The following is a 25,406-nucleotide window of genomic DNA, read 5'->3' as shown; positions in this document are numbered from 1 at the left end:
GTGGGGACTAGGAAATATGCAGGTTCGAAATATGCTTCAAAACAACGTGGCACCGCTGAGCGAGCGGTTCACCGTGGTGGTCATCTCCCACAACCGCAGCGCATTCCTGCGGCGTACCTTGCATTACTACAGCAGCTACCCCTGTTCGGTGCTGGTGCTTGATTCGTCGGTTGAGCGCGATGAGCAAATCGCTCGTGATTTTCCGTCGGTTGATTATCGCCATTTGCCTCAGTTCACCTACAAAGGGCTTCAGGAAAAACTGACCTATGGCGTCAACGAGGTCAGGACGCCTTACATGGTGTTCGCCGCTGATGACGATTTCCTGCTGCACGATGCCTTGACCGAGTCGGTGGAGTTTCTCGAAGCCAATCCCGACTACGGCCTTTGCCACGGCTACGGCATCATGTATTTGTCCTGCGCCACGGAAGTCTGCTACTTCCGCCGTGACCGCAAGGTACATGAGGACTACGACAGCGAACTGGCCGAGGACCGTGTGATCCGTTTCATGGATCAGTTCCTGCCGCCGTTCTACGCCGTGACCCGCACTGACCTGCTGCAACAGTGGTACGGCATGCTGCCGCCAGGGACCAGTTTCGAGTGGCAGGAAATTGGCCATACCTTTTACCTGTTGGCTTGCGCCAAGGCACGGATCCTGCCGATTCCATTTGCCGTTCGCGAGGCCAATTACGGCGGTTCCGAGCACAACACCAATGTGTTGACCGTGCTTAGCTACCAGGACGCCAAAAGCGTTGCCGAGCGCGAGCAATTTGCCGAGTTCCTGGCATCTCTTCCAACGCCGCTGCGCGAGCAAGCGCACGGACGTGCCAAGCAGATTGCTCTGGACAGCTTCGCGGCCATGGCTGACTGCCTGCAGCAAGGGCGTTCACTCAAGGGTACACAGATCATTCGTTCGGCCTGGCCGCAGGCCGGTAGTGAGCCAGTGCGTTCGTTTGGCCCGCAACAATTTGTCGAGATGCCTTTTTACAACCAGCGGGTATTCGATCTGCTGACCGAGTTTGAATTCCTGCTGCACGCCATGCCGGCCGGTCGCCTGCAGCTCCAGCAATTGGAAGGTATTCTGCTGCGCCAGCATGAACTGATGCGCGTGCATCCTAATGACAACGAGCGCACGGTGCGCAGTCGCTTGTGGGAGGCCCAAGGCCTGTACGCGTTCAACCGTACCGTGGTCAAGCGTTTGGCCGAATCGTTGAAGAACAGCGACGAGCCTGAGGAGGCGGTGAGGTTGCAAGCGTGGCTCGAGCGTCTGGACTCGGTGCCTGGGCAGCAGGATCGTCGGTTACTGGAGAACATGCACTCCGGTCGCTTGTTGAGCTGGCTTGAAGCACGTAACCCTGATGAACGGCAACTCACGTCCATCGCCGCCCACTTGGCCGAGCATCAGGGAGGACCGCGGTTTGGCATCCTGCTGCTGGATCTGGACGCTGATATGTTCAAGTTGCAGGCTACCTTCGACAGTCTGGTCAACGGCCATTGCAAAGCATTCAACGTAGTGGTGTTCACTACCGGTGACTTGCCAGCGACCACCACCGTGCGTGACACCGTGCACTTCGTCAAAGTCAGCACCACCAATTACGTCGAACGCATCAATCAGATCGTCGGGCAATCTACCGCCGACTGGCTGTTGCTGGCCGAAGCCGGTGACCAGTTCACCCAAAGCGGCTTGCTGCGCGCCAGCCTCGAGCTGATCGGTGCCGACGGTGTGCGCGCCGTGGCCATGGATGAAATCCAGCGCAAGGCCGATGGCAGCCTCACCGATGTATTCCGTCCGGGGGTCAACCTTGATCTGTTGCAGTCAGTACCTTCGCTGATGGCGCGGCACTGGCTGATTCGTCGTGATGTGCTGGCCCAGGCGCGCGGCTTTACGGCTGAATACACCCAGGCCTTGGAGCTGGATCTGTTGTTGCGCCTGATTGAAGACGCAGGGTTGGCCGGCCTGGCACACCTGGCCGAGCCGTTGTTGATCTGCAACGCTCCGGCCCAGGAAGAAAACCCACAGGAGCGTCAGGTACTGACACGTCACCTGGCTGCCCGAGGGTACCGCCCCCAAGTCACCTCGGCGCAGCCGCTGACGTACCAGATTGATTACCAGCACTCCGATCGGCCACTGGTGTCGATCATTCTCGAAAGCCGGGACAACCTTGAGCACGTACAGCAGGCGCTGGTCAGCGTGCTGCAACGTACGCGCTACCAACGTCATGAAATCGTGATTGCCGACAACCACAGCCAATCCGAGGACCTGATCCAGTGGCTGGATAGCCTGGAAGGTAAGGGCGAACGGGTTCGTATTCTGCGCAGCGACCGTCGCTTGAGCGCTTCGGCGTTGTACAACTGGGCCAGCGGCCAGGCCAAAGGTGACTATCTGGTGCTGCTATCGTCCCAGGTGCAAGTAATCAACGCCAACTGGCTCGACAGTCTGCTCAATCAGGCCCAGCGGCCTGAAGTAGGGATCGTCGGCAGCAAGCAAATGGACATGCGCGGTATTACCACCCAGGCTGGCCTGGTGCTTACTGCCGATGGGCAGGTGGGCTCGGTATTCGTGGGCGAACGCAAGGACGCCAAGGGCTACCTCAACGGCCATCAAGTGGAGCAGAACTACTCGGCGGTGTCGGGCGCTTGCCTGATGATCCGTAAAGACTTGTTCGAAGCCGTAGGCGGCCTGGACGAAGATCATTTCGCCGAGGCCTTTGCCGACGTCGACCTGTGCCTGAAAACCGCCGACGCAGGTTATCTCACGGTCTGGACACCCCAGGCCCAGATGCTGCACACCGGTGCGTTCCCTGATGCGCCGGAGGCGGCCGACGCCTTGCACGAGAAGTGGCAGGCGCGCTTCGAGCATGACGCCGCCCGCAACCCGAACCTGGCCTTGACCGGCACCGGTTTTGCGCTGGGCACCGCCACGGCTGTCGACTGGTCGCGGTTGCTCGCATAAGCCCTCCAGGCAAAAGGAATCAGGTATGTTCAACGGCAAATCGATTTTCATCTCAGGCGGTACCGGTTCGTTCGGGCGCAATTTCATCCGCCGGTTGCTGGAGCAATACCAGCCCAAGCGCGTGGTGGTGTTTTCCCGCGATGAACTCAAGCAGTACGAGATGCAACAAACCTTCAATGCGCCATGCATGCGCTATTTCCTGGGGGACGTGCGCGATGCCGATCGTTTGCGCCAGGCCATGCGTGGCATTGATTATGTGGTGCATGCCGCGGCCCTCAAACAGGTGCCGGCCGCGGAATACAATCCCACCGAATGCATTCGCACCAACGTCAATGGCGCGGAAAATATCATCGCAGCGGCGATCGATAACGGCGTAAAAAAAGTCGTTGCGCTGTCCACCGACAAAGCGGCCAGCCCCATCAATCTGTACGGCGCGACCAAGTTGCTGTCGGACAAACTGTTCGTGGCGGCCAACAATATCGCGGGTGAACAGCAGACCCGGTTCGCCGTGGTGCGCTACGGCAATGTCGCCGGCTCGCGGGGCTCAGTGGTGCCGTTCTTCAGCAAACTGATTGCGGACGGTGCGACGCAGCTGCCGATTACCGATGAGCGCATGACCCGTTTTTGGATCACCCTCGATCACGGCGTGCAATTTGTGCTCGACAGCTTTGCCCGCATGCACGGTGGGGAAGTCTTCGTGCCAAAGATTCCGTCGATTCGCATCGTCGATCTGGCGTCAGGCATGGCTGGGCATCTGCCCCACAAAAACGTCGGGATTCGCCCTGGTGAAAAACTCCACGAACTGATGGTGCCGCTGGACGATGCACGCATGACCATCGAGTTTGCCGATCACTACACCATCCAGCCGTCCATTCGCTTTACCAGTGTGGATGTGGATTTTGGTGTCGACAACCTGGGTGAGCGAGGCAAGCCCGTGGCAGAAGACTTCGAATATCGTTCTGACACCAACCCGCACTTTTTGTCGGTGGAGCAGATCGCTGACCTGCACGCGCGGTTATCGGCATGATCCCCTACGGTCGGCAGAGCCTCGATCAGGCTGACATTGATGCGGTGGTGGCCGTATTGCAGTCCGACTGGCTGACCCAGGGGCCGACCCTAGAGCATTTCGAAGAGGCCATGGCCAATCGTTGTCAGGCCGCTTACGCCGTGGCGGTGTGCAACGCGACGGCCGCACTGCACATCGCCTGTCTGGCAGCGGGGTTGGGGTCTGGGGATCGTCTATGGACCACCCCCAATACGTTCCTGGCCTCGGCCAACTGCGGTCGGTATTGCGGTGCGCTGGTGGATTTTGTCGACATTGATCCGCTGACCTGGAATCTTGACGCTTGTGCGCTGGCCGCCAAGCTTGAAGAGGCCGAGCGTGACGGAACGCTGCCCAAAGTGTTGGTGGCGGTGGCGTTTTCGGGGCAAAGCTGTGACATGCGCAAGATCGCCCAGTTGTCCGAGCGATATGGCTTCACGGTGATTGAGGATGCGTCCCACGCAGTCGGGGCGTCTTATGCTGGTCGCCCGGTGGGGTGTGGCGAGTTTGCGGCCATGACCGTGTTCAGTTTTCATCCGGTGAAGATCATCACCAGCGGTGAAGGCGGCATGGTCCTGACCAATCGCCCGGAACTCGCGCAGCGGCTGCAACGTCTGCGCAGCCATGGGATGACTCGCGACGCGCAGCAGATGACCGAACCCAGTCACGGCCCCTGGTACTACCAACAAGTCGAGCTGGGTTTCAATTACCGCATGACCGATCTGCAGGCTGCGTTGGGACTTTCGCAACTGAATAAACTGGATGACTTCATCGCTCGGCGTCGGGAACGGGTGGCGCGCTACAATCATCTGCTGGCAGGTTTGCCGCTCGTTTTGCCCGGCTTGCAACCTGAAGCCGAGTCGGCCTGGCATTTGTATGTGGTGCGCTTGCAACTCGATAGCATCACGCTTGGTCATCGTCAGGTGTTCGAGGGCTTGCGTGCAGCCGGGATTGGCGTGAACCTTCATTACATCCCGGTTCATTTGCAGCCGTATTACCGCGACCTTGGGTTTGCCGCAGGCGATTTCCCCCAGGCCGAGCGTTATTACGCCGAGGCCATCAGCTTGCCCATGTTTCCTACCCTCAGTGATGAACAGCAGGACTATGTGGTCGAGCAACTGCGCGAAATGCTTGAGGAGTGACGGTGAGCTCAGTCGCGATCATCCCCGCCCGTGGCGGTAGCAAACGGATTCCACGCAAAAACCTGAAGCTGTTCGATGGCGTGCCAATGATTGTCCGGTCGATTCAAACCGCGTTGACCTCTCGGCTGTTCGATGAGGTAGTGGTCAGCACAGACGATGAAGAAATCGCCGATATGGCGCAGGCTCATGGTGCTCAAGTTCCGTTCATGCGGCCGGCGTCGCTGGCTGATGATTTCACCGGGACGGCAGCCGTGATTGCCCACGCATTGACTGAACTGCACGAGCGCTCGTTCGATTTCGCCTGTTGCATCTATGCCACCGCGCCGCTGTTGCAGGGGAGGTTCCTGCGCCAGGGGTATGAAGCGCTGCGCACGCATCCTGACAAGTCGTACGCATTTTCGGTGACGGGTTTCGGCTTTCCCGTACAACGTGCCTTGACGCTGGATGAGCAGGGCGCGCTGACGCCGCTCTATCCCCAGTTTCGCGACACTCGCTCCCAGGACTTGCCCGAAGCGTTCCAGGACGCGGGCCAGTTCTACTGGGGGCGCCGGGAGGCCTGGTTGCGCGGTGACGTGTTGTTTTCGCCCAAGAGCTTGCCGGTGGTCCTGCCTCGTCATCTGGTACAGGACATCGACACACCAGAGGATTGGAAGCGAGCCGAATACCTCTACGCCGCATTGAAGGCAGGTGGGGAGCTGGAATGAGGGTTTTGATCCGCGCTGACGCTTCGCCAACCATTGGCAGCGGACACATCGCCCGCTGCCTGACCCTGGCTCGCGTGTTGCGTGGGCACGGCGCGCATGTCACGTTTGCCTGCCGCCAATTGCCAGGACATCGCTTACACGCGTTGGCGGCGGAGGGCTTCGAGACGTTCGCCTTACCGGATTTCTATCCTGGGGAGGATCCGCAGCAGGCCATTGAATCCTTGCTGCCCTGGCAGGCGGATATCGCGGCGTTGCAACAGATATCGAGCGACCAGCCTGGTTTCGATTGGGTCATCGTCGATCATTATGGCCTGGACCATCACTGGCAGACGGCTGCCCGGTGCTTTGCCCCAAGAATCATGGCAGTGGATGATCTGGCGACCCGTACCTACAACGTCGATCTGCTGCTCAACCAGAACGTGTCTGGTACCCGGGCCGCCTACACGGGTTTGTTGCCCGAGTCTTGCCGAACGCTGCTCGGACCGCGTTACGCCCTGTTGCGCGATGAGTTTCGCTGTGAGGCGATTGACATCAAGCCCAGGGCCAGGCGAGTGCTGGTTAACTTTGGCGGGTTTGATGCGGCGATGCAAACCCACCATGCCATGTTGGCGTTGGCGGATTTCCCGGCGCTTGAAGTCGATTTTGTCGCCGGTGCGGACAACCCGGCCTGGGCTCGGATGCAGGTAATGGCTGCGAGTCAACCCCACTGGCGCTTGCACAGCTTTGTCGGCCATTTCCATCAACTCATGATCGAAGCTGATTTGTTCATTGGGGCTGGTGGCGGTACCAGTTGGGAGCGCGCTGCCCTGGGCTTGCCCACGATCTGCATCGCGGTGTCGAATAATCAGCATGCCAATAGTGAGGCGATGGCGACGTTTGGAGCCCACGTTTATCTCGGCCCTCGAGAGAACGTCACGGTCGGACAGTTGCGCCTGGCCATCGGCTTCGTTGCAGGCAATCAAGGCTTGCGCAAAAGCTTGGCTGAGCATTCCCGGCGGTTGGTCGATGGCTTGGGCGTCCAGCGGGTCGCCGCCACGCTGGCCGGTGCATTATTGAGGGTTCGCCCAGCTAAACAGGCCGATGCCCAATTGATTTTCGAAGGTCGTAACGCCGAGGCTGTACGCCGCGTATCGATGGATACATCATGCATTGACTGGAGCAGTCATTGCCAATGGCTGCAAGCCAGCTTGGTCAACGGGCAACGCCTGCTACTGGTCGGCGAAGCGGCTGATGGACCGGTAGGCGTATTGCGCTATGACCTGCAAGGCAGTGACGCGCTCGTATCCATTTATCTGTTCGAAGGCCGCATCGGGCTTGGTTGGGGAAGGGCATTGCTGGCCCGCGGCGAAGCGTTTGCCGTTGCCCACTGGCCTCAATTACGAAGCCTCAGCGCTCAGATATTGCCCGCCAATCGAGCCTCCCTGAGTCTGTTTAGCCAGGCTGGCTTTACTCAAAACACTTGCGTGTTTACGCGCATCTTGAAGGATCACCTCCATGGCTAGTTTCAAGATCGGCCACTGTGTCATTGGGGCTGAGGCACCGCCTTTCATCATTGCCGAAATGAGTGGCAACCATAACCAGTCCCTGGAGGTGGCGCTGGAAATCGTCGAGGCTGCGGCCAAGGCCGGTGCGCACGCTTTGAAATTGCAGACCTACACCGCCGAGACCATGACGCTGGATCTGAATGAGGGTGAGTTTTTCATCAAGGATCCCAACAGCCTGTGGGCTGGAACGTCGCTTTATGAGCTGTATGAAAAGGCCCACACACCGTGGGAATGGCACGCTCCGATTTTCGCCCGTGCCAAGGCGCTGGGCATGTTGGCGTTCTCGACGCCGTTTGACGAGACGGCCGTGGATTTTCTTGAAGCCCTCGACGTGCCGGCCTACAAGATCGCCAGCTTCGAAAACACCGATCTACCGCTGATCCGGCGAGTCGCCGCCACCGGCAAGCCGTTGATTATTTCCACCGGCATGGCGAGCGTTGCTGAACTCGACGAAACTGTACGGGCGGCCCGAGAGGCCGGTTGCAAGGATCTGGTATTGCTCAAGTGCACCAGCACCTATCCGGCCACCCCGGCCAATAGCAATGTGCGCACCATCCCTCACCTGCGGGAATTATTCGGCTGTGAGGTGGGGTTGTCGGACCACTCCATGGGGGTTGGCGTGTCTGTCGCCGCTGTGGCGTTAGGGGCAACCGTGGTCGAGAAACACTTCACTCTCGACCGCGCGGCGGGTGGGGTGGACGCCAGTTTCTCCCTTGAGCCTGCGGAGCTGGCGGCGTTGGTGATCGAAACCGAGCGTGCCTGGCAAGCCATGGGGCAGGTGCACTATGGCGTGACCGAGGCTGAGCGCAAGTCGCTGGTCTATCGGCGTTCTCTGTACGTGACGCAAGACATGAGCCCTGGCGACGCGTTTACAGCACAGAACGTCCGGGCTATTCGCCCAGGTCTCGGACTGCCTCCCAAGTACGCCGACTCCCTGATGGGCCGTTGTGCTCGTCAAGCCATCAAACGTGGCACTCCATTGGCCTGGTCGCTGGTTGAATAGCCCTTTCAAAAAGGCCTTATTCGGAAAATTGGCGTGACCTGCGAGTCATAACGCGCATCTTCACTGTATTGTATTGACCGGGAAGATGGCGCCTGGCCCTTATCAGGACCAGTGATAGCCCTTTACACTTCCCGCTTGTCGGCGCCCCTCGATTCCTTGCGAGCGGTGGTATTGGGCTGTTTTTGATTGGGAAGCCGTAATGATTGGCATAAAAAGCATTGCGAGCTACGTTCCTGTAGCCGGCGTGGACAATTACGCACAAGGTGCAAAATTTGAGAAGGATGAAGAATTCATCCTTGGCAAGATTGGTTCGGCCTTCTTGCCACGCAAGGATGACGGGCAGGAAACCTCTGACCTTTGTGTCGAAGCGGTCAACGCGCTGTTTGCCAACAATCCCGGCCTGAAACGCGAATCCATCGACGTGCTGATCGTCGTTACGCAGAATGGCGATGAAGAAGGCTTGCCGCACACGGCCGCCATCGTCCAGGACAAGCTCGGCTTGCCTACCACGGTGGCAGCGTTTGATATCTCCCTGGGTTGCTCGGGTTATGTTTATGGCATCTACGCCATCAAGGGCTTCATGGAGGCCGCTGGCCTGAAGAATGGCTTGCTGGTGACCGCCGACCCGTATTCGAAGATCGTCGACCCGGAAGACCGCAACACTACGATGCTGTTTGGCGACGCCGCCACCGCCACCTGGATGGGTGAAGATGCGCCGTGGCAACTGGGCAAGGCCAAGTTTGGCACTGACGGTTCCGGTGCGCCGCACCTCAAGGTCAGCGACGGTGTGTTCTTCATGAACGGTCGCCAGGTGTTCAACTTCGCCTTGCTCAAGGTCCCGGCGCATCTGCATGAATTGCTCGCCGATTCCAACCTGCAAGCCAGTGATATCGATGCGTTCTGTATTCACCAGGGCAGCGCGGCAATTGTCGATGCCGTGGCGCGACGTTTCGAGGGCGAGCCGGAGAAGTTCATCAAGGACATGGTCGAGACCGGGAACACCGTGTCGTCGAGCATTCCATTGCTGCTGGAAAAGCACGTGCTCGATTCCGATTGGAAGCGCGTGGCTTTGAGCGGTTTCGGTGTGGGCCTGTCATGGGGCTCGGCGATCATCTATCGCCCGTGAGCGAATAAAACCCAGGCACAAAAATGGCGTCCAAGGTGTAACCTTGAACGCTATTTTTTTGCCTGACGCGAAAGCGAGACACCCATGAGCGAGTTCTTCGAGCGCAATCTCCAAATAATCCAGCAGCGTTGGCCAGTCTTGGCTGAGCGCTTGTCGATGGAGGATGTCGGTGGATTGCAAGTCGATCTGGTAGAGGGGCTTGGGTCGACCTTGAGCGTCAACGGTATCCAACTGACCAGCCGGCATGACCGACTCGCCGAGGCGGGCCAGCAAGCCGCCAGTGTGGCGTTGGATGCTTCCATTGTGCATGTCTACGGTACCGGGCTCGGCGATCTGCAGAATCGCTTGCTGGAGCGGGCCGGACTTGAACGGTTATTTGTGCATGTCCTCAACGGTGCGGTATTCGCCCTGGTGCTGCAGGTGCTGGATCAATCTCCCTGGCTTGCCGATCCGAGAGTGGTGCTGCTCTATGCCGGTGATCTTGCGGAAATCCAACTGCCATTTTTCGCTCTTCCCGCCGAATTGGTGCTGGCCGATGATTACAGCGCCAAGATTCGTGATCGGTTGATCAGTGAAATTCATCTGGACTTCACTAACCGCGCGTTCGATCCGCAGTCCCCTGAGATTGTCGAGCGCTTGCAGTCGACTTTCAGTCTTGTGCGTGAAGATCGTGACGTTGCCGAGCTGTTCGGCACCTTGAACGGGCGTGAGGCGTTTGTCGTTGCTACCGGCCCCAGTCTCGAGCAGCACTTCGAAAAACTGCGTCGTCTGAGCAAACAAACCGAGCGACCGTTGCTGATTTGTGTCGATACGGCTTACCGACCGTTGATCGATCGTGGCATTACCCCGGATATCGTGGTCAGCATCGACCAGCGCATCTCGGCGCGTCATCTTCCATCCGAAAGTACGGACGCCATTGCCCTGGTCTATCTGCCGATGGCCGACCCGTTGGTGATCGGGGCTTGGCAGGGGCCGCGTTACGCCGGTTACTCTTCGAGTCCCATCTACCTCCAGATGCGGGGACTGTTGCGCCGGGCCGAACTCCATGTAGGCGGCAGCGTGATTCATCCGGCTGTCGATCTGGCGGTGAAAATGGGGGCTGCGCAGGTCACGCTCTTCGGTGCTGATTTTGCCTTTCCCCATGACAAGACTCATGCAGGTTGGGGTGACGGTGACTTGGGGCCGCAACTGGGCGCGTCCAGGCATTGGGTGCTCGATGGGTATGGCCAGCGAGTCAAGACCCAGCTCAACTTCCGCAGTTACCTCTGCGAGCTGGAGCGTTTTATTGCCCGGCACCCCCAGGTGCGTTTCCATAACAGCAGTCGGGACGGGGCAATGATTGCCGGCACTGATTTCCATCCGGAGTATGTGCCATGAGCCAGCTTCAAGGGGTGGTCGATGACGCCCGCGAATGCGCACGCCTGTTTCGTCTCGGGAGGGACGTTGAGGCGGGGTTGGCAATGGTCGTGTTGATCGAATCGGCTCAGCCCTTGGTTGAATCGATGCCGGGCGATGTCCCTTCGTCATGGAATACGCTACTTGCCTTGATGCTAGGTGATCAGCAGGCGCAGAACTGGATCTCCTTGGCCGATTATCTGGAGTACGAATGGGTTCAATTGCTGACCGCTGGTCAGTCGTTCTGATTTTTGCCGCTGCGCCGCTGCCATTCGCCTTGAGCGACGCCAGCGGCGTTTCCCTGGCGCCATTTTTCCACCCTTTACTCGCAGCCAAGTCCTTGATTTACGAGGGATGGCATCCTGATGGCAAAATTTTTGAAAATTCTGCTAAAGCAAGTTCCGATTACGACGATAACTATTACGAAGGTTCTCTAGGCCACACCCGGCGGTTGCCAGGGCCGGAAGCCGCAGTACCCAACCAACGAGGAATTCGTCATGGCTTTAACAGTAAACACCAACGTCACATCGTTGAACGTTCAGAAGAACCTGAACCGGGCTTCCGATGCTCTCTCCACTTCGATGACCCGTCTGTCTTCCGGCCTGAAAATCAACAGCGCCAAAGATGACGCCGCCGGCCTGCAGATCGCTACCCGTATGACTTCGCAAATCCGCGGTCAGACTGTTGCGATCAAGAACGCCAACGACGGTATCTCCATCGCTCAGACCGCTGAAGGCGCTCTGCAGGAATCCACCAACATCCTGCAACGTATGCGTGAACTGGCTGTCCAGGCTCGAAACGACTCCAACGGTACTGCTGACCGTGACGCTCTGAACAAAGAATTTGCTCAGATGTCGGACGAGCTGACCCGTATCGCTGATTCGACCAACCTGAACGGCAAGAACCTGATCGACGGTTCCGCTGGCACCATGACCTTCCAGGTCGGCTCCAACACCGGTGCTACCAACCAGATCACTCTGACCCTGGACAGCGGCTTCGACGCTGCAACTTTGAGTGTTGACTCGGCAACCATCAGCATCGTTGGTTCCGATAGCACTGACTCGGAAGCCAAAACCTCGGCGGCAATCGATGCAATCGATGCGGCTCTGGCAACCATCAACTCCAGCCGTGCTGACCTCGGTGCCGCACAAAACCGTCTGACCAGCACCATCTCCAACCTGCAGAACGTCAATGAAAACGCCAGTGCTGCACTGGGTCGTGTACAAGACACCGACTTCGCTGCTGAAACTGCCCAGCTGACCAAGCAGCAGACTCTGCAACAGGCTTCCACTTCGGTTCTGGCCCAGGCCAACCAACTGCCATCCGCTGTACTGAAGCTGCTTCAGTAATAGCCGGATGAGTTTTAGCGGGGGAGTGCGCTTGCGTACTCTCTCGCTTTTTCCGTTCAAGAGGTGATGGACATGGATATGAGCGTGAAGCTGAACTTGTCTTATCCGGCGGCGAAACCGGCGCCCAGTGTTGCCGACAAGCCCGTGGAGAAGCCTCGGGCCGAGATTGCTGTGGTAGCTCCGGTCAAAGAAGCCCCTAAGGATGCTGCTGCTGAACAGGACAAACTGAAGAAGGCCGTTCAGGAAATCGAAAAGTTCGTCCAATCGGTCAAGCGCAACCTGGAGTTCTCTATCGATGAGCCTTCAGGCAAAGTAGTCGTTAAAGTGATCGCCAGTGGTTCCGGTGAAGTCATTCGCCAGATCCCGAACGAAGAAGTTCTGAAACTGGCCAATAGTTTGAATGATGCAAACAGCCTGTTGTTCAGTGCGGAAGCCTGACAACTGGCACGAATTCTGTTGTTATGTTCTTTTGGGCGTTGTAATGGTCAAAAGGCCGGCGACACACTGAAGGGAGTCCCACATGGCAAGTCCAATTCTACCTGGCTTGGGTTTAGGCTCTGGCCTTGATACCACTGCTATCGTCAAGGCACTGGTTGATTCTGACAAAGCGGCCAAGCAAGGTCAGATCGACCGCGCCACCAAGACCAATACGGCCAATATTTCCGGCATTGGCACCCTGAAGTCGTTGCTGGCGACTTTTCAGTCCGCACTGGAAAGCCTGGGCAGCACGACGTCCCCACAATTTACTGGCGTGGCTGCCACCTCCGCCAACACAAGTGCGCTGACCGTGACGGCCGGCAACTCGGCGGTAAGCGGCACTTACTCGGTAAGCGTCACTCAGTTGGCGACGTCATCAAAAGTTGCCACCGCCGCGTTCGCCGGTGGCGCTTCCAGTGCCGTAGAGGCTGGCACGCTGACCATCAGTCAAAGTGGTAAGGATTACACGCTTGATATTCCGGCCGACGCGACGCTGCAGTCGGTTCGGGACGCGATCAACAGCAAGTATTCTTCCAGCGGCTTGACTGCCAACATCGTCACGGACAATTTTGGCTCCCGCCTAGTAGTAGGGTCGACAAAAACCGGCGCCGGCAGTGATATTTCGCTCAGCGGTATTGCCAGCCTGGCTGCCAACGGTTCTGTGGAGATGGGGACGCCTAGCGCAACCTCTTCGGGATCAATCGGCCTCGCCAAGGACGCGGTTTTTACGGTCGATGGGCTGTCGATGACCAGTCCAACCAACAAGTTGGATAATGTTATTTCTGGTTTGAACATGACATTGCTCGTCGCCGGCTCCGGACCGACGACTGTCACCGTCGCCACCAACGCCGACGGCCTGAAAGCTTCGATCCAAAAATTCGTCGATGCTTATAATGCCATTGCCAAGGCAGTCACCTCGTTGACCAGGCCTTCGACGGACGCTAATGGCAATTCGGTCCCAGCAGCGCTGACGGGCGACTCGTTGCCGCGCTCTCTGTTGGCGGCCATTCGTGCGCCTTTATCCGAAACTGGAGCGGGCGATAAGCTCACCGTATTGTCTCAGTTGGGTATCACCACCAACCAGACAACGGGTGCACTTGATTTCAACAGCGCGAAATTCACCGAAGCCTTGAACACCAAGCAGTTGGGGGGGGAAGTCCAGACGCTGTTCACTGGCGAAAATGGTTTGATCGAGCGCATGCAGAATGCGCTCAAGCCCTACACCGAGACGGGAAAAAAAGATTCCAACGGCAAGCCTGTCGATAACATCCTGACGGCACGTTCCAAAAATCTTGAAATCCTCAAGGCGAAGCTAGACGAAGATCAGCTGGCCTTGGACCGTCGGATCGAAACCCTCACCGCCGTACTGACCAAAAAGTACAACGACATGGACACCTTGGTCGGCAGGCTGAAAGCCACCGCCAGCAACATCACGTCCATGTTCGAAGCGATGACGGCACAGCAGAAAAACAGCTGACTTTCGACCGATGCAAAAAGCCCGGCAACGTTTTGACAACGTTCCGGGCTTTTGGCTTTTCGACCTAAAGTTTTTTGACGCAGCGTCGATACGCTGTTTATACGAACCGAAGTTTTTTGATGAGGTAGAACATGAATCCGATGTTAGCCCTTCGCCAATACCAGAAGATTGGCGCCCAGGCGCAAACCTCCGAAGCAAGTCCCCATCGTCTCGTGCAGATGCTCATGGAGGGCGGGTTGGACCGTATCGCCCAGGCCAAGGGTGCGATGGAACGCAAGGATATTGCCAACAAAGGCGTACTGATCAGCAAGGCTATCGGTATCGTTGGCGGCTTGCGTGAAGGCCTGGACCTGGAGAACCAGGCTGAGTCGGTAGCCGAACTGGATGCTCTCTACACCTACATGATGAAGCGCCTGGCCGAAGCCAATGCCAAGACCGATGCGAAGATCCTCGACGAAGTCGCCGATCTGCTTCGCACGGTCAAGGAAGGCTGGGACGGCATTGCGCCACCTGGTCCGCAATTCTAAGGAGTACGCTCATGAGTCTTGTCTTGCAGCGAATAGAACAAACCCGTGACGCCCTGGTCGATGCTTTGGCAGCGCGTAACTGGGAGGCCATCGGTCAGTTGGACCTGGCGTGCCGTTCCTGCATGGAAGACGTCCTGGGTGAGCCTCAGGTGGACGAGGCGGCGTTGCGGATCAATCTTGAGGAATTGCTAGGGGTCTATCGGCAATTGCTGGAGGCTGCGACGGGAGAGCGTCAGGCGATCGTCGACGAGATGCAACAGATCCATCAAGCACAGAACGCCGCAAAGGTTTACCATCTGTTCGGTTAATGCTCAGTTAATCCGAGCCCGTTGCGCCATAAATTTGACTGTGCACGGTTTTTTGACTTAACTAGTAGCTGTTTACAGATTTAAGGCGTCTACAGGCATGACAAGTCTGCAAGCGTCTAGCTTGCCCCTAATTTCGGGCATTGGGTTGACTAGGGAAGTTGCTATTGCATGTGGCGTGAAACCAAAATTCTCCTGATCGATGACGATAGCGTCCGCCGCCGCGACCTGGCGGTGATCCTAAATTTTCTTGGTGAAGAAAATTTACCCTGCGGAAGCCATGACTGGCAGCAGGCTGTCGGCTCATTGTCGTCCAGTCGTGAAGTCATCTGTGTCCTTATCGGGACCGTAAATGCTCCCGCAACGCTTTTGGGCTTGCTAAAGACACTCTCAACCTGGGATGAGTTCCTTCCGGTTTTGTTAATGGGCGAAAATTCTTCCCTTGACTTGCCTGAAGACCAGCGCCGCCGGGTACTTTCCACGCTCGAAATGCCGCCCAGCTACAGCAAGCTGCTTGATTCTCTGCATCGCGCGCAGGTTTATCGCGAGATGTATGACCAGGCCCGCGAGCGTGGCAGGCATCGCGAACCCAATCTCTTCCGTAGCCTCGTCGGCACCAGCCGGGCGATCCAGCACGTGCGCCAGATGATGCAGCAGGTCGCCGATACCGACGCCAGCGTACTGATTCTCGGCGAGTCGGGCACCGGCAAGGAAGTGGTCGCGCGCAACCTGCATTACCACTCCAAGCGCCGCGAAGCGCCGTTCGTGCCAGTCAACTGTGGCGCGATCCCGGCCGAGTTGCTGGAAAGCGAACTGTTCGGCCATGAGAAAGGCGCCTTCACCGGCGCGATCACCAGCCGCGCCGGGCGTTTCGAACTGGCCAACGGCGGTACGCTGTTTCTCGATGAAATCGGCGACATGCCGTTGCCGATGCAGGTCAAGCTGTTGCGGGTCCTGCAGGAGCGCACCTTCGAGCGCGTAGGCAGCAACAAGACCCAGAGCGTTGATGTGCGCATCATTGCCGCTACGCACAAGAACCTCGAGAGCATGATCGAGGTTGGCAGTTTCCGCGAAGACCTCTATTACCGTCTCAACGTTTTCCCGATCGAAATGGCGCCGCTGCGTGAGCGGGTCGAAGACATTCCGTTGTTGATGAACGAACTGATCTCGCGCATGGAGCACGAGAAACGCGGTTCGATCCGCTTCAACTCGGCGGCGATCATGTCCCTGTGTCGCCATGGCTGGCCGGGCAACGTCCGTGAGCTGGCCAACCTGGTGGAGCGCATGGCGATCATGCACCCGTACGGGGTGATCGGCGTGAACGAACTGCCGAAGAAATTCCGCTACGTCGACGACGAAGACGAGCAAATGGTCGACAGCCTGCGCAGCGACCTGGAGGAGCGGGTGGCCATCAACGGTCACACGCCGGACTTTACCGCCAATGCCTTGCTGCCGCCCGAAGGCCTGGATCTCAAGGATTACCTGGGAGGCCTTGAACAAGGGCTGATCCAGCAGGCGCTGGATGATGCCAACGGCATCGTGGCCCGCGCCGCAGAACGCCTGCGCATCCGTCGCACCACCCTGGTGGAGAAGATGCGCAAGTACGGCATGAGCCGTCGCGAAGGAGATGAACAGGCGGATGATTGACGCCTGTTTTCCAACCGCCTGATTTTCAGGCGGTTTTTTTTCGGCACGGGTATTGCTATAGCCCTCGCAACGTTCCGTTTAACTGACGGTCAGCCAAGCGAGAGAGCACGATGACCCAAGTCGCCCAGATGTCTCCTGTCCCCGAGCCGGGACACATGCCCTCCGCCGAGCAGGCAAGCCGGCTTGGACTTGAGCAGGCATTTTCGCTGTTCAGCCAGATGTCCAGCCAACTGACGGATTCCTACAGCCTGCTTGAAGCCCGGGTCACCGAGCTCAAGGGTGAGCTGGCCGTGGTCAGCGCCCAGCGCATGCAGGAGCTGGCGGAAAAGGAGCGCCTGGCCAATCGTCTGCAAAATCTCCTCGACCTGTTGCCCGGTGGCGTGATCGTCATCGACGCCCACGGCCGTGTGCGCGAAGCCAACCCGGCGGCCTGCGAGTTGCTCGGCCTGCCCCTGGAAGGCGAGCTGTGGCGGCACGTCATCGCCCGCTGCTTTGCGCCCCGGGACGACGATGGTCATGAGGTCTCCCTCAAGGACGGTCGGCGCCTGTCCATCTCGACGCGCTCGCTGGACGCCGAGCCTGGGCAATTGGTGCTGCTCAATGACTTGACTGAAACCCGTCATCTGCAAGACCAGTTGGCTCGCCACGAGCGCCTGTCTTCCCTGGGGCGGATGGTAGCGTCGCTGGCCCATCAGATTCGTACGCCGCTTTCTGCCGCGCTGCTCTATGCCAGTCATCTGACTGAACAGCAATTGCCGATGGAAACCCAGCAACGCTTCGCTGGACGCTTGAAAGAGCGCCTGCACGAACTGGAGCACCAGGTGCGGGACATGCTGGTATTCGCTCGCGGCGAGCTGCCGTTGACTGACCGTGTCACCCCCAAGGCCTTGTTGCAATCGCTGCAGGCCGCGGCGTTGACCCATGTACAGGAGCTGCCGATCCGCTGGCAGTGCGACAGTCACGTCGGCGAAGTGTTGTGTAACCGCGACACGTTGGTGGGCGCGGTGTTGAACCTCATCGAAAATGCGATCCAGGCCAGCGGTGGCGACGTCCGGCTGAAAGTGCACTTGTACACACGGGACAACACCTTGCGCCTGTCTGTCAGCGACAACGGCAGCGGTATCGAGCCGGCCGTGCTGGCGCGCCTGGGCGAGCCGTTCTTCACCACCAAGACCACTGGCACCGGCCTGGGCCTGACCGTGGTCAAGGCCGTGGCCCGTGCCCATCAGGGAGAATTGCAACTGCGCTCGCGGCTGGGCCGAGGCACCTGTGCGACGGTGTGCTTGCCGCTGTTTTCCAATGCGCCAGGGGTGGAGTGAAAGCAATGGCGATCAAGGTGTTACTGGTTGAGGATGACCGAGCCCTGCGCGAGGCGCTGGCCGATACCCTGGTGCTGGCCGGGCACGACTACGCCGCCGTCGGTTCGGCGGAAGAGGCGCTGCTGGCGGTGGGCCGCGAAGCGTTCAGCCTGGTGGTCAGTGACGTCAATATGCCGGGCATGGACGGCCATCAATTGCTCGGCCTGTTACGTGCCCGTCAGCCGCAATTGCCCGTCTTGCTGATGACCGCTCACGGCGCCGTCGAGCGCGCGGTGGACGCCATGCGCCAGGGCGCCGCGGATTACCTGGTCAAGCCGTTCGAGCCAAAAGCACTGCTGGACCTGGTCGCACGCCATGCCTTGGGCAGCCTCGCGGTGGAGGGCGAAGGCCCGGTGGCCATCGAACCGGCCAGTGCGCAACTGCTGGAATTGGCCGCGCGGGTGGCGCGCAGCGATTCAACCGTGTTGATTTCCGGCGAGTCCGGTACGGGCAAGGAAGTGCTGGCGCGCTATATCCACCAGCAGTCCCGGCGCGCCAGCGAACCGTTCATTGCCATCAATTGCGCGGCGATTCCCGACAACATGCTCGAGGCGACACTATTCGGTCACGAAAAGGGCTCGTTCACCGGCGCCATCGCGGCCCAGGCCGGCAAGTTCGAGCAGGCCGACGGTGGCACGATCCTGCTCGATGAAATTTCCGAAATGCCGATGGGCTTGCAAGCCAAGCTGTTGCGGGTATTGCAGGAGCGGGAAGTGGAGCGGGTCGGCGCGCGCAAGCCCATCAGCCTGGATATCCGCGTGGTGGCGACCACCAACCGCGATCTGGCCAGCGAAGTGGCGGCGGGACGGTTTCGTGAGGACCTCTATTACCGCTTGTCGGTATTCCCGCTGGCTTGGCGTCCGTTGCGCGAGCGCACCGCCGATATCCTGCCGCTGGCCGAGCGGTTGCTGAACAAGCACGTCAATAAAATGAAGCACGCGGCGGCCCGGCTTTCAGCCGAAGCCCGGACTTGTCTGGTTGCCTACCCGTGGCCGGGTAATGTCCGAGAGCTCGATAACGCCATCCAGCGGGCCTTGATCCTGCAGCAGGGTGGCTTGATCCAGCCGGAGGATTTCTGCCTGGCGGGGCCGGTGGCCTGCGCGCCGTTGCCTGCGCTGTCGCCGGTGCCAGCAGCGGCCTTTGCCCCCTCGGTGGAAGTGGAAGGCGAGTCGGCCGGCGCCTTGGGAGACGACCTGCGTCGTCGCGAGTTCCAGATGATCATCGACACCCTGCGCGCCGAACGCGGTCGTCGCAAGGAGGCCGCCGAGCGCCTGGGGATCAGCCCGCGCACCCTTCGCTACAAGCTGGCGCAAATGCGCGACGCCGGCATGGATGTCGAGGCTTATCTGTTCGCCAGTTGAATAAGCATAAGACCCCGCTGTGGGAGCGAGCTTGCTCGCGATAGCGGCGGGTCAGTGATGTGATGGGCAAGTTCGCTCCCACAATGAGGCAGTGCGCGCATTTGTTTTCCATCGCCATGGAGCTGGCACCCTTGTTGCTAATACCTGAATACCCGCTGAGTAAGTGTCAAAAAAATGCGGGCCGCCAGAGAGAGTAGACCATGAGCCAAGGTATTGAATTTAATCGGTTGATGTTGGACATGCGGGCCATGCAAATGGACGCCATGGCCCAGCCTAAATCGGTCGCGGTCCCCCAGGTGGGTGGCAGCAGCTTTTCCGACATGCTCGGTCAGGCCGTCAATAAAGTGAACGATACCCAGCAGGCATCGAACCAGTTGGCCAGTGCTTTCGAGATTGGCAAAAGTGGCGTCGACCTGACGGACGTAATGATCTCCTCGCAGAAAGCCAGTGTCTCGTTTCAGGCGTTGACCCAGGTTCGTAACAAACTGGTTCAAGCCTATCAAGACATCATGCAGATGCCGGTTTAAGGAAATTATTGAGTCATGGCAGAAGCAGCCGTTGATAACGTTCCGGCCAAGGCCACTCCGGTAGACGGCAAACCGCCGCTGTTCGGTCTGTCCTTCCTGGAAAATCTCTCCGAGATGACCATGCTGCGTCAGGTGGGCCTGTTGGTCGGCCTGGCTGCCAGCGTGGCGATTGGTTTTGCCGTGGTGCTGTGGTCCCAGCAGCCGGACTACCGGCCGCTGTATGGCAGCTTGGCGGGCATGGACGCCAAGCAAGTCATGGAAACCCTGGCTTCCGCCGACATTCCTTACACCGTCGAACCCAATTCCGGCGCGTTGCTGGTCAAGGCTGATGACGTTGCCCGTGCGCGCCTCAAGCTCGCCGCCGCTGGCGTGACGCCTACCGATGGCAACATCGGTTTCGAGATCCTGGACAAGGATCAGGGCCTGGGCACCAGCCAATTCATGGAAGCGACCCGTTATCGTCGCGGCCTGGAAGGTGAGCTGGCGCGGACCATTTCCAGCCTGAACAACGTCAAGGGCGCCCGTGTGCACCTGGCGATTCCGAAAAGCTCGGTGTTCGTGCGCGATGAACGCAAGCCCAGCGCTTCGGTATTGGTCGAGCTGTATTCGGGCCGTTCCCTGGAGCCAGGCCAGGTCGTGGCCATCGTCAATCTGGTGGCGACCAGCGTACCCGAACTGAGCAAATCGCAGATCACCGTGGTCGACCAGAAAGGCAACCTGTTGTCCGATCAGGCGGAAAACTCCGAACTGACCATGGCCGGCAAGCAATTCGATTACAGCCGCCGCATGGAAGGCATGCTGACCCAGCGGGTGCACAACATCCTGCAACCGATCCTGGGTAACGATCGCTACAAAGCCGAAGTGTCGGCCGATGTGGATTTCAGCGCCGTCGAGTCCACTTCCGAGCAGTTCAACCCGGACCAACCGGCGTTGCGCAGCGAACAGTCGGTGAATGAACAGCGTACCGCCAGCAATGGCCCGCAAGGCGTACCGGGTGCCCTGAGCAACCAGCCGCCATCGCCGGCCAGCGCGCCGCAGACCACCGGTGGTGCCACCGCGGCCGCCGGCATGGTGCAGCCTGGGCAGCCGCTGATCGATGCCAATGGCCAGCAGATCATGGACCCGGCCACCGGCCAGCCGATGCTGGCGCCGTATCCGGCCGACAAGCGTCAGCAGTCGACCAAGAACTTCGAGCTTGACCGCTCCATCAGCCACACCAAGCAGCAGCAGGGCCGTTTGACCCGCCTGTCGGTCGCCGTGGTGGTGGACGATCAGGTCAAGGTCAACGCGGCCAACGGCGAAACCAGTCGTGCGCCATGGAGCGCCGACGAATTGGCGCGCTTTACTCGCCTGGTGCAGGACGCCGTCGGTTTCGACGCCAGCCGCGGCGACAGCGTCAGCGTGATCAACGTGCCGTTCTCCCTGGAGCGCGGTGAAGTGATCGCCGATATTCCGTTTTATTCGCAACCCTGGTTCTGGGATGTGGTCAAGCAAGTACTGGGTGTGCTGTTTATCCTGGTGCTGGTGTTTGGCGTGCTGCGTCCGGTGCTCAACAACATCACCGGTGGCGGCAAGAACAAGCAGTTGGCAGCTTTCGGCGATGTCGAGCTGGGAGGCATGGGCGGCCTGGATGGCGAATTGGCCAACGATCGCGTCAGCCTCGGCGGTCCGCAGAGCATTCTGCTGCCAAGCCCGAGCGAAGGCTATGACGCTCAGTTGAACGCTATCAAGAGTCTGGTGGCAGAAGATCCGGGTCGTGTGGCCCAGGTCGTGAAAGAGTGGATTAACGCAGATGAGTGATAATCGAGCCGCTGTTGCCAAATTGTCCCGGGTCGACAAAGCCGCGATCTTGCTGCTGTCCCTGGGTTCGACCGACGCTGCCCAGGTGCTGCGTCACATGGGCCCCAAGGAGGTCCAGCGGGTGGGCGTGGCCATGGCACAAATGGGCAACGTACACCGTGAGCAGGTCGAGCAGGTGATGAGTGAGTTCGTCGACATCGTCGGCGATCAGACCAGCCTGGGCGTCGGTTCCGACGACTATGTGCGCAAGATGCTCACCCAGGCACTGGGCGAGGACAAGGCCAATGGCCTGATCGACCGGATCCTGCTGGGCGGCAACACCAGTGGCCTGGACAGCCTCAAGTGGATGGAACCGCGGGCGGTTGCCGACGTGATCCGTTATGAGCACCCGCAGATCCAGGCGATCGTGGTGGCTTACCTCGACCCGGATCAGGCCGGTGAAGTGCTGGGCAATTTCGACCACAAGGTCCGCCTGGACATCATCCTGCGGGTGTCTTCGCTCAACACCGTGCAGCCGGCGGCGCTGAAAGAATTGAACCAGATCCTCGAGAAGCAGTTCTCGGGCAACTCCAATGCCTCGCGCACCACCCTGGGCGGCATCAAGCGCGCGGCGGACATCATGAACTTCCTCGACAGTTCCATCGAAGGTCAGTTGATGGATTCGATCCGCGAGTTCGACGAAGACCTGTCCGGTCAGATCGAAGACCTCATGTTCGTGTTCAACAACCTGTCCGATGTCGACGATCGTGGCATCCAGGCGCTGTTGCGCGAAGTGTCGTCCGACGTGCTGGTACTGGCCCTCAAGGGGTCGGACGAAGGCGTCAAGGAAAAGATCTTCAAGAACATGTCCAAACGGGCGGCCGAACTGTTGCGCGACGATCTCGAGGCCAAAGGCCCGGTACGCGTCAGCGACGTGGAAACCGCACAGAAGGAAATCCTCACCATCGCCCGCCGCATGGCCGAAGCCGGGGAGATCGTTCTCGGTGGCAAGGGCGGCGAAGAGATGATCTAAGGTCGTTATGTCTGCCAAGAGTGATGAAGCACCCAGCGACCTGATCCGCGCCCGTGACGTCGGTGGTTTCGACGTCTGGTCGCTGCCCAGCTTCGACCCCCATGTTCCCGAGCCTGAGCCGGAACCGGTGGAAGAGCTGCCGGAACCGGAGGAAGTGCCGCTGGAAGAAGTCCAGCCACTGACCCTCGAGGAAGTCGAGAGCATTCGCCAGGAGGCCTACAACGAAGGCTTTGCCGTGGGTGAAAAGGAAGGCTTCCACAGCACCACGCTCAAGGTCCGCCAGGAAGCCGACGTGGCGCTGACGGCCAAGCTCCGTGCGCTGGAATCGCTGATGCTCAACCTGTTCGACCCCATCGCCGAGCAGGACACCCAGATCGAGAAATCCCTGGTCGGGCTGGTGCAGCACATTGCCCGGCAAGTCATCCAGCGTGAACTGGCCATCGATTCGACGCAGATCGAACATGTCATGCGCGAAGCGCTCAAGTTATTGCCATTGGGCGTGGGCAATGTGCGGCTGTACATCAATCCCCAGGACTTCGAGCTGGTCAAGGCCCTGCGCGAACGTCATGAAGAAACCTGGCGTATCGTCGAGGACGCTTCGCTGCTGCCCGGCGGTTGCCGTGTGGAAACCGAACACAGCCGCATCGACGCAACCGTTGAAACCCGCATCAGCCAGATCATGGCCAAATTGTTCGACCAGTTGCACGAACAGGCCCTGCATCCGGCCGCTCCCGACCTGAGCCTGGAGTTGCCGGACGAACCCCTGATCAGCGCTGATACCGCGCCGGCCGATGCTGGCTTGGATGTACCTGAATTGGACGCTTCTGCACTGGACAGCCGCGATGCGCCTTGAGCGAACCAGCTTCGGCAAGCGCCTGGGCAGCTACGCCGAGGCCAGTGAGCTGGCCGGCCAACCGATCCTGGAAGGTCGCCTGCTGCGCATGGTCGGCTTGACCCTCGAAGCCGAGGGCCTGCGTGCCGCCATGGGCAGCCGTTGCATGGTGATCAACGACGACAGCTACCACCCGGTGCAGGTCGAAGCCGAAGTCATGGGGTTTTCCGGCAGCAAGGTTTTCTTGATGCCGGTGGGCAGTGTCGCCGGTATCGCGCCCGGTGCGCGCGTGGTGCCCCTGGCCGATAACGGTCGCCTGCCCATGGGCATGAGCATGCTCGGGCGCGTGCTGGACGGGGCCGGACGCGCCCTGGACGGCAAGGGCGGCATGAAGGCCGAAGATTGGGTGCCGATGGACGGCCCGACGATCAACCCCCTCAAGCGCGACCCCATCAGCGTACCGCTGGACGTGGGCATCCGCTGCATCAACGGTTTATTGACGGTCGGGCGCGGCCAGCGCCTGGGCCTGTTTGCCGGTACCGGGGTGGGCAAGAGTGTGCTGCTGGGCATGATGACCCGTTTCACCGAGGCCGACATCATCGTGGTGGGACTGATCGGCGAGCGGGGTCGTGAGGTGAAGGAATTCATCGAGCACATTCTTGGCGAGGAAGGGCTCAAGCGTTCGGTGGTGGTGGCTTCGCCAGCGGACGATGCGCCATTGATGCGCCTGCGGGCAGCCATGTACTGCACGCGCATTGCCGAGTACTTCCGCGACAAGGGCAAGAACGTCCTGTTGCTGATGGATTCTCTGACCCGTTTCGCCCAGGCTCAGCGGGAAATCGCCTTGGCCATCGGCGAGCCGCCGGCCACCAAGGGTTATCCGCCTTCGGTATTCGCCAAGCTGCCGAAACTGGTGGAACGCGCAGGCAATGCGGAAAAGGGCGGCGGTTCCATCACCGCGTTCTATACCGTGCTGTCCGAAGGCGACGACCAGCAGGACCCCATCGCCGACTCGGCCCGGGGCGTACTCGACGGGCACATCGTGCTGTCCAGGCGCCTGGCCGAAGAAGGGCATTACCCGGCCATCGACATCGAGGCGTCCATCAGTCGGGTCATGCCGTCGGTGATCAGTGCCGAACACATGAAGCGGGCCCAGCAGTTCAAGCAGTACTGGTCGCGCTACCAGCAAAGCCGCGACCTGATCAGCGTCGGCGCCTATGTCCCCGGCGGTGATCGCGAGACCGACACCGCCATCAGTCTTTACCCGTCCATGGCCGTTTATCTGCGCCAGAGCCTGAACGACAACATCGGCATGGGCGCCAGCGAAGCGCACTTGCAGACTATTTTCGCCCCGGTCTCAGGCACGTAACCGGCCATGGCCACGAGTCGTGCGGCACGCCTGGCGCCAGTGGTGGACATGGCCGAAAAGGCCGAGAAGACCGCCGTCCAGCGACTGGCCTATTTCCAGGGGCAGGTCAAAGTCGCCGAAAGCAAGCTGGCTGACCTCGAAAACTTTCGACTCGAATACCAGGAACAGTGGATCGCCCGTGGCGCCCATGGGGTTTCCGGGCAGTGGTTGTTGGGTTACCAAGGATTCCTCGCGCAGTTGGGTACCGCTATCGACCAACAGCGTCAAAGCCTGGTCTGGCACCAGAACAACCTGGAAAAGGCCCGTCAGAGCTGGCAAGAGGCGTTTGCACGGGTCGAAGGGTTGCGCAAACTGGTGCAGCGCTATATTGATGAGGCGCGGCAACTGGAAGACAAGCGCGAACAGAAACTGCTGGATGAGTTGTCCCAGCGCCTGCCGCGTCAGAATCCCTATTGATGA

Annotated in this window: 24 protein-coding genes; all 24 read left to right on the top strand. The window is 59.5% G+C overall.

Annotated elements, in window-relative coordinates; translation table 11 throughout:
* Nucleotides 1-16: 16 nt before the first annotated feature.
* The 24 genes from BLT00_RS18165 (at nucleotide 17) to fliJ (ending at nucleotide 25,403) form a co-directional block, all read left to right on the top strand.
* Entirely contained in the window at nucleotides 17-2,950 is a 2,934-nt protein-coding gene (locus BLT00_RS18165) for a TIGR00180 family glycosyltransferase (protein WP_092144987.1), read from the top strand.
* A 25-nt stretch (nucleotides 2,951-2,975) separates the two neighbouring features.
* The gene (gene pseB, locus BLT00_RS18160) at nucleotides 2,976-3,977 is read left to right on the top strand and encodes a UDP-N-acetylglucosamine 4,6-dehydratase (inverting) (protein ID WP_063322418.1); all 1,002 of its coding nucleotides are present in this window, start codon (nucleotides 2,976-2,978) and stop codon (nucleotides 3,975-3,977) included.
* Nucleotides 3,974-5,134: a UDP-4-amino-4,6-dideoxy-N-acetyl-beta-L-altrosamine transaminase gene (gene pseC, locus BLT00_RS18155; protein ID WP_092144985.1), complete on the top strand. Its 1,161-nt coding sequence runs from the start codon at nucleotides 3,974-3,976 to the stop codon at nucleotides 5,132-5,134. Before pseB ends, pseC begins: the two co-directional genes overlap by 4 nt.
* Before the next feature lie 2 nt (nucleotides 5,135-5,136).
* Nucleotides 5,137-5,838: a pseudaminic acid cytidylyltransferase gene (gene pseF, locus BLT00_RS18150; RefSeq protein WP_092144983.1), complete on the top strand. Its 702-nt coding sequence runs from the start codon at nucleotides 5,137-5,139 to the stop codon at nucleotides 5,836-5,838.
* Nucleotides 5,835-7,340 carry a UDP-2,4-diacetamido-2,4,6-trideoxy-beta-L-altropyranose hydrolase gene (gene pseG / locus BLT00_RS18145; RefSeq protein WP_092144981.1) on the top strand — a complete coding sequence of 502 codons (1,506 nt, stop codon included), beginning with the start codon at nucleotides 5,835-5,837 and terminating at the stop codon, nucleotides 7,338-7,340. The genes pseF and pseG overlap by 4 nt, the downstream gene beginning before the upstream one ends.
* On the top strand, nucleotides 7,333-8,385 hold the full coding sequence (gene pseI, locus BLT00_RS18140) for a pseudaminic acid synthase (protein ID WP_063322414.1): 1,053 nt from the start codon (nucleotides 7,333-7,335) through the stop codon (nucleotides 8,383-8,385). Before pseG ends, pseI begins: the two co-directional genes overlap by 8 nt.
* Nucleotides 8,386-8,584: 199 nt before the next feature.
* Complete coding sequence (locus BLT00_RS18135; protein ID WP_092144979.1) at nucleotides 8,585-9,511, top strand: ketoacyl-ACP synthase III; 927 nt, start codon at nucleotides 8,585-8,587, stop codon at nucleotides 9,509-9,511.
* An 84-nt stretch (nucleotides 9,512-9,595) separates the two neighbouring features.
* Nucleotides 9,596-10,888 (top strand): motility associated factor glycosyltransferase family protein, encoded by a 1,293-nt coding sequence (locus BLT00_RS18130; protein WP_092144977.1) that lies wholly within the window; start codon nucleotides 9,596-9,598, stop codon nucleotides 10,886-10,888.
* Nucleotides 10,885-11,154: a hypothetical protein gene (locus tag BLT00_RS18125; RefSeq protein ID WP_092144975.1), complete on the top strand. Its 270-nt coding sequence runs from the start codon at nucleotides 10,885-10,887 to the stop codon at nucleotides 11,152-11,154. The genes BLT00_RS18130 and BLT00_RS18125 overlap by 4 nt, the downstream gene beginning before the upstream one ends.
* Complete coding sequence (locus tag BLT00_RS32185) at nucleotides 11,118-11,534, top strand: hypothetical protein (protein WP_256572778.1); 417 nt, start codon at nucleotides 11,118-11,120, stop codon at nucleotides 11,532-11,534. Before BLT00_RS18125 ends, BLT00_RS32185 begins: the two co-directional genes overlap by 37 nt.
* Nucleotides 11,437-12,255 (top strand): flagellin domain-containing protein, encoded by an 819-nt coding sequence (locus tag BLT00_RS18120; protein ID WP_256572780.1) that lies wholly within the window; start codon nucleotides 11,437-11,439, stop codon nucleotides 12,253-12,255. Before BLT00_RS32185 ends, BLT00_RS18120 begins: the two co-directional genes overlap by 98 nt.
* A gap of 72 nt (nucleotides 12,256-12,327) precedes the next feature.
* Nucleotides 12,328-12,693: a flagellar protein FlaG gene (locus tag BLT00_RS18115; protein ID WP_092144971.1), complete on the top strand. Its 366-nt coding sequence runs from the start codon at nucleotides 12,328-12,330 to the stop codon at nucleotides 12,691-12,693.
* 82 nt (nucleotides 12,694-12,775) lie between these two features.
* Nucleotides 12,776-14,209: a flagellar filament capping protein FliD gene (gene fliD, locus BLT00_RS18110; RefSeq protein WP_092144969.1), complete on the top strand. Its 1,434-nt coding sequence runs from the start codon at nucleotides 12,776-12,778 to the stop codon at nucleotides 14,207-14,209.
* Between the two features lie 131 nt (nucleotides 14,210-14,340).
* On the top strand, nucleotides 14,341-14,736 hold the full coding sequence (fliS, locus tag BLT00_RS18105) for a flagellar export chaperone FliS (protein ID WP_092144967.1): 396 nt from the start codon (nucleotides 14,341-14,343) through the stop codon (nucleotides 14,734-14,736).
* 11 nt (nucleotides 14,737-14,747) lie between these two features.
* Nucleotides 14,748-15,044, top strand: a complete 297-nt coding sequence (locus tag BLT00_RS18100) for a flagellar protein FliT (protein ID WP_092144965.1) — start codon at nucleotides 14,748-14,750, stop codon at nucleotides 15,042-15,044.
* 168 nt (nucleotides 15,045-15,212) lie between these two features.
* On the top strand, nucleotides 15,213-16,688 hold the full coding sequence (locus BLT00_RS18095; protein ID WP_003199076.1) for a sigma-54 dependent transcriptional regulator: 1,476 nt from the start codon (nucleotides 15,213-15,215) through the stop codon (nucleotides 16,686-16,688).
* A 110-nt stretch (nucleotides 16,689-16,798) separates the two neighbouring features.
* Nucleotides 16,799-18,007, top strand: coding sequence for a sensor histidine kinase (locus BLT00_RS18090; protein WP_063322406.1), 1,209 nt, complete (start codon nucleotides 16,799-16,801; stop codon nucleotides 18,005-18,007).
* Between the two features lie 5 nt (nucleotides 18,008-18,012).
* The gene (fleR, locus tag BLT00_RS18085) at nucleotides 18,013-19,407 is read left to right on the top strand and encodes a sigma-54-dependent response regulator transcription factor FleR (RefSeq protein WP_092144963.1); all 1,395 of its coding nucleotides are present in this window, start codon (nucleotides 18,013-18,015) and stop codon (nucleotides 19,405-19,407) included.
* 200 nt (nucleotides 19,408-19,607) lie between these two features.
* Complete coding sequence (gene fliE, locus BLT00_RS18080; RefSeq protein WP_003199082.1) at nucleotides 19,608-19,934, top strand: flagellar hook-basal body complex protein FliE; 327 nt, start codon at nucleotides 19,608-19,610, stop codon at nucleotides 19,932-19,934.
* Between the two features lie 15 nt (nucleotides 19,935-19,949).
* Nucleotides 19,950-21,734 carry a flagellar basal-body MS-ring/collar protein FliF gene (gene fliF, locus BLT00_RS18075; protein ID WP_092144961.1) on the top strand — a complete coding sequence of 595 codons (1,785 nt, stop codon included), beginning with the start codon at nucleotides 19,950-19,952 and terminating at the stop codon, nucleotides 21,732-21,734.
* A complete protein-coding gene (gene fliG / locus BLT00_RS18070) occupies nucleotides 21,727-22,746 on the top strand; it encodes a flagellar motor switch protein FliG (RefSeq protein WP_003199086.1) in 1,020 nt (339 codons plus the stop codon). Before fliF ends, fliG begins: the two co-directional genes overlap by 8 nt.
* Nucleotides 22,747-22,753: 7 nt before the next feature.
* Complete coding sequence (gene fliH / locus BLT00_RS18065; protein WP_092144959.1) at nucleotides 22,754-23,599, top strand: flagellar assembly protein FliH; 846 nt, start codon at nucleotides 22,754-22,756, stop codon at nucleotides 23,597-23,599.
* Nucleotides 23,589-24,947 carry a flagellar protein export ATPase FliI gene (gene fliI, locus BLT00_RS18060; protein WP_063322402.1) on the top strand — a complete coding sequence of 453 codons (1,359 nt, stop codon included), beginning with the start codon at nucleotides 23,589-23,591 and terminating at the stop codon, nucleotides 24,945-24,947. Before fliH ends, fliI begins: the two co-directional genes overlap by 11 nt.
* A 6-nt stretch (nucleotides 24,948-24,953) precedes the next feature.
* Nucleotides 24,954-25,403 carry a flagellar export protein FliJ gene (fliJ, locus tag BLT00_RS18055; protein ID WP_003199091.1) on the top strand — a complete coding sequence of 150 codons (450 nt, stop codon included), beginning with the start codon at nucleotides 24,954-24,956 and terminating at the stop codon, nucleotides 25,401-25,403.
* Nucleotides 25,404-25,406: the final 3 nt, after the last annotated feature.

This window comes from Pseudomonas sp. NFACC51 (genome assembly GCF_900103575.1).
GTDB lineage: Bacteria > Pseudomonadota > Gammaproteobacteria > Pseudomonadales > Pseudomonadaceae > Aquipseudomonas > Aquipseudomonas fluorescens_Q.
This window is presented reverse-complemented; position numbering and strand designations above follow the sequence as displayed.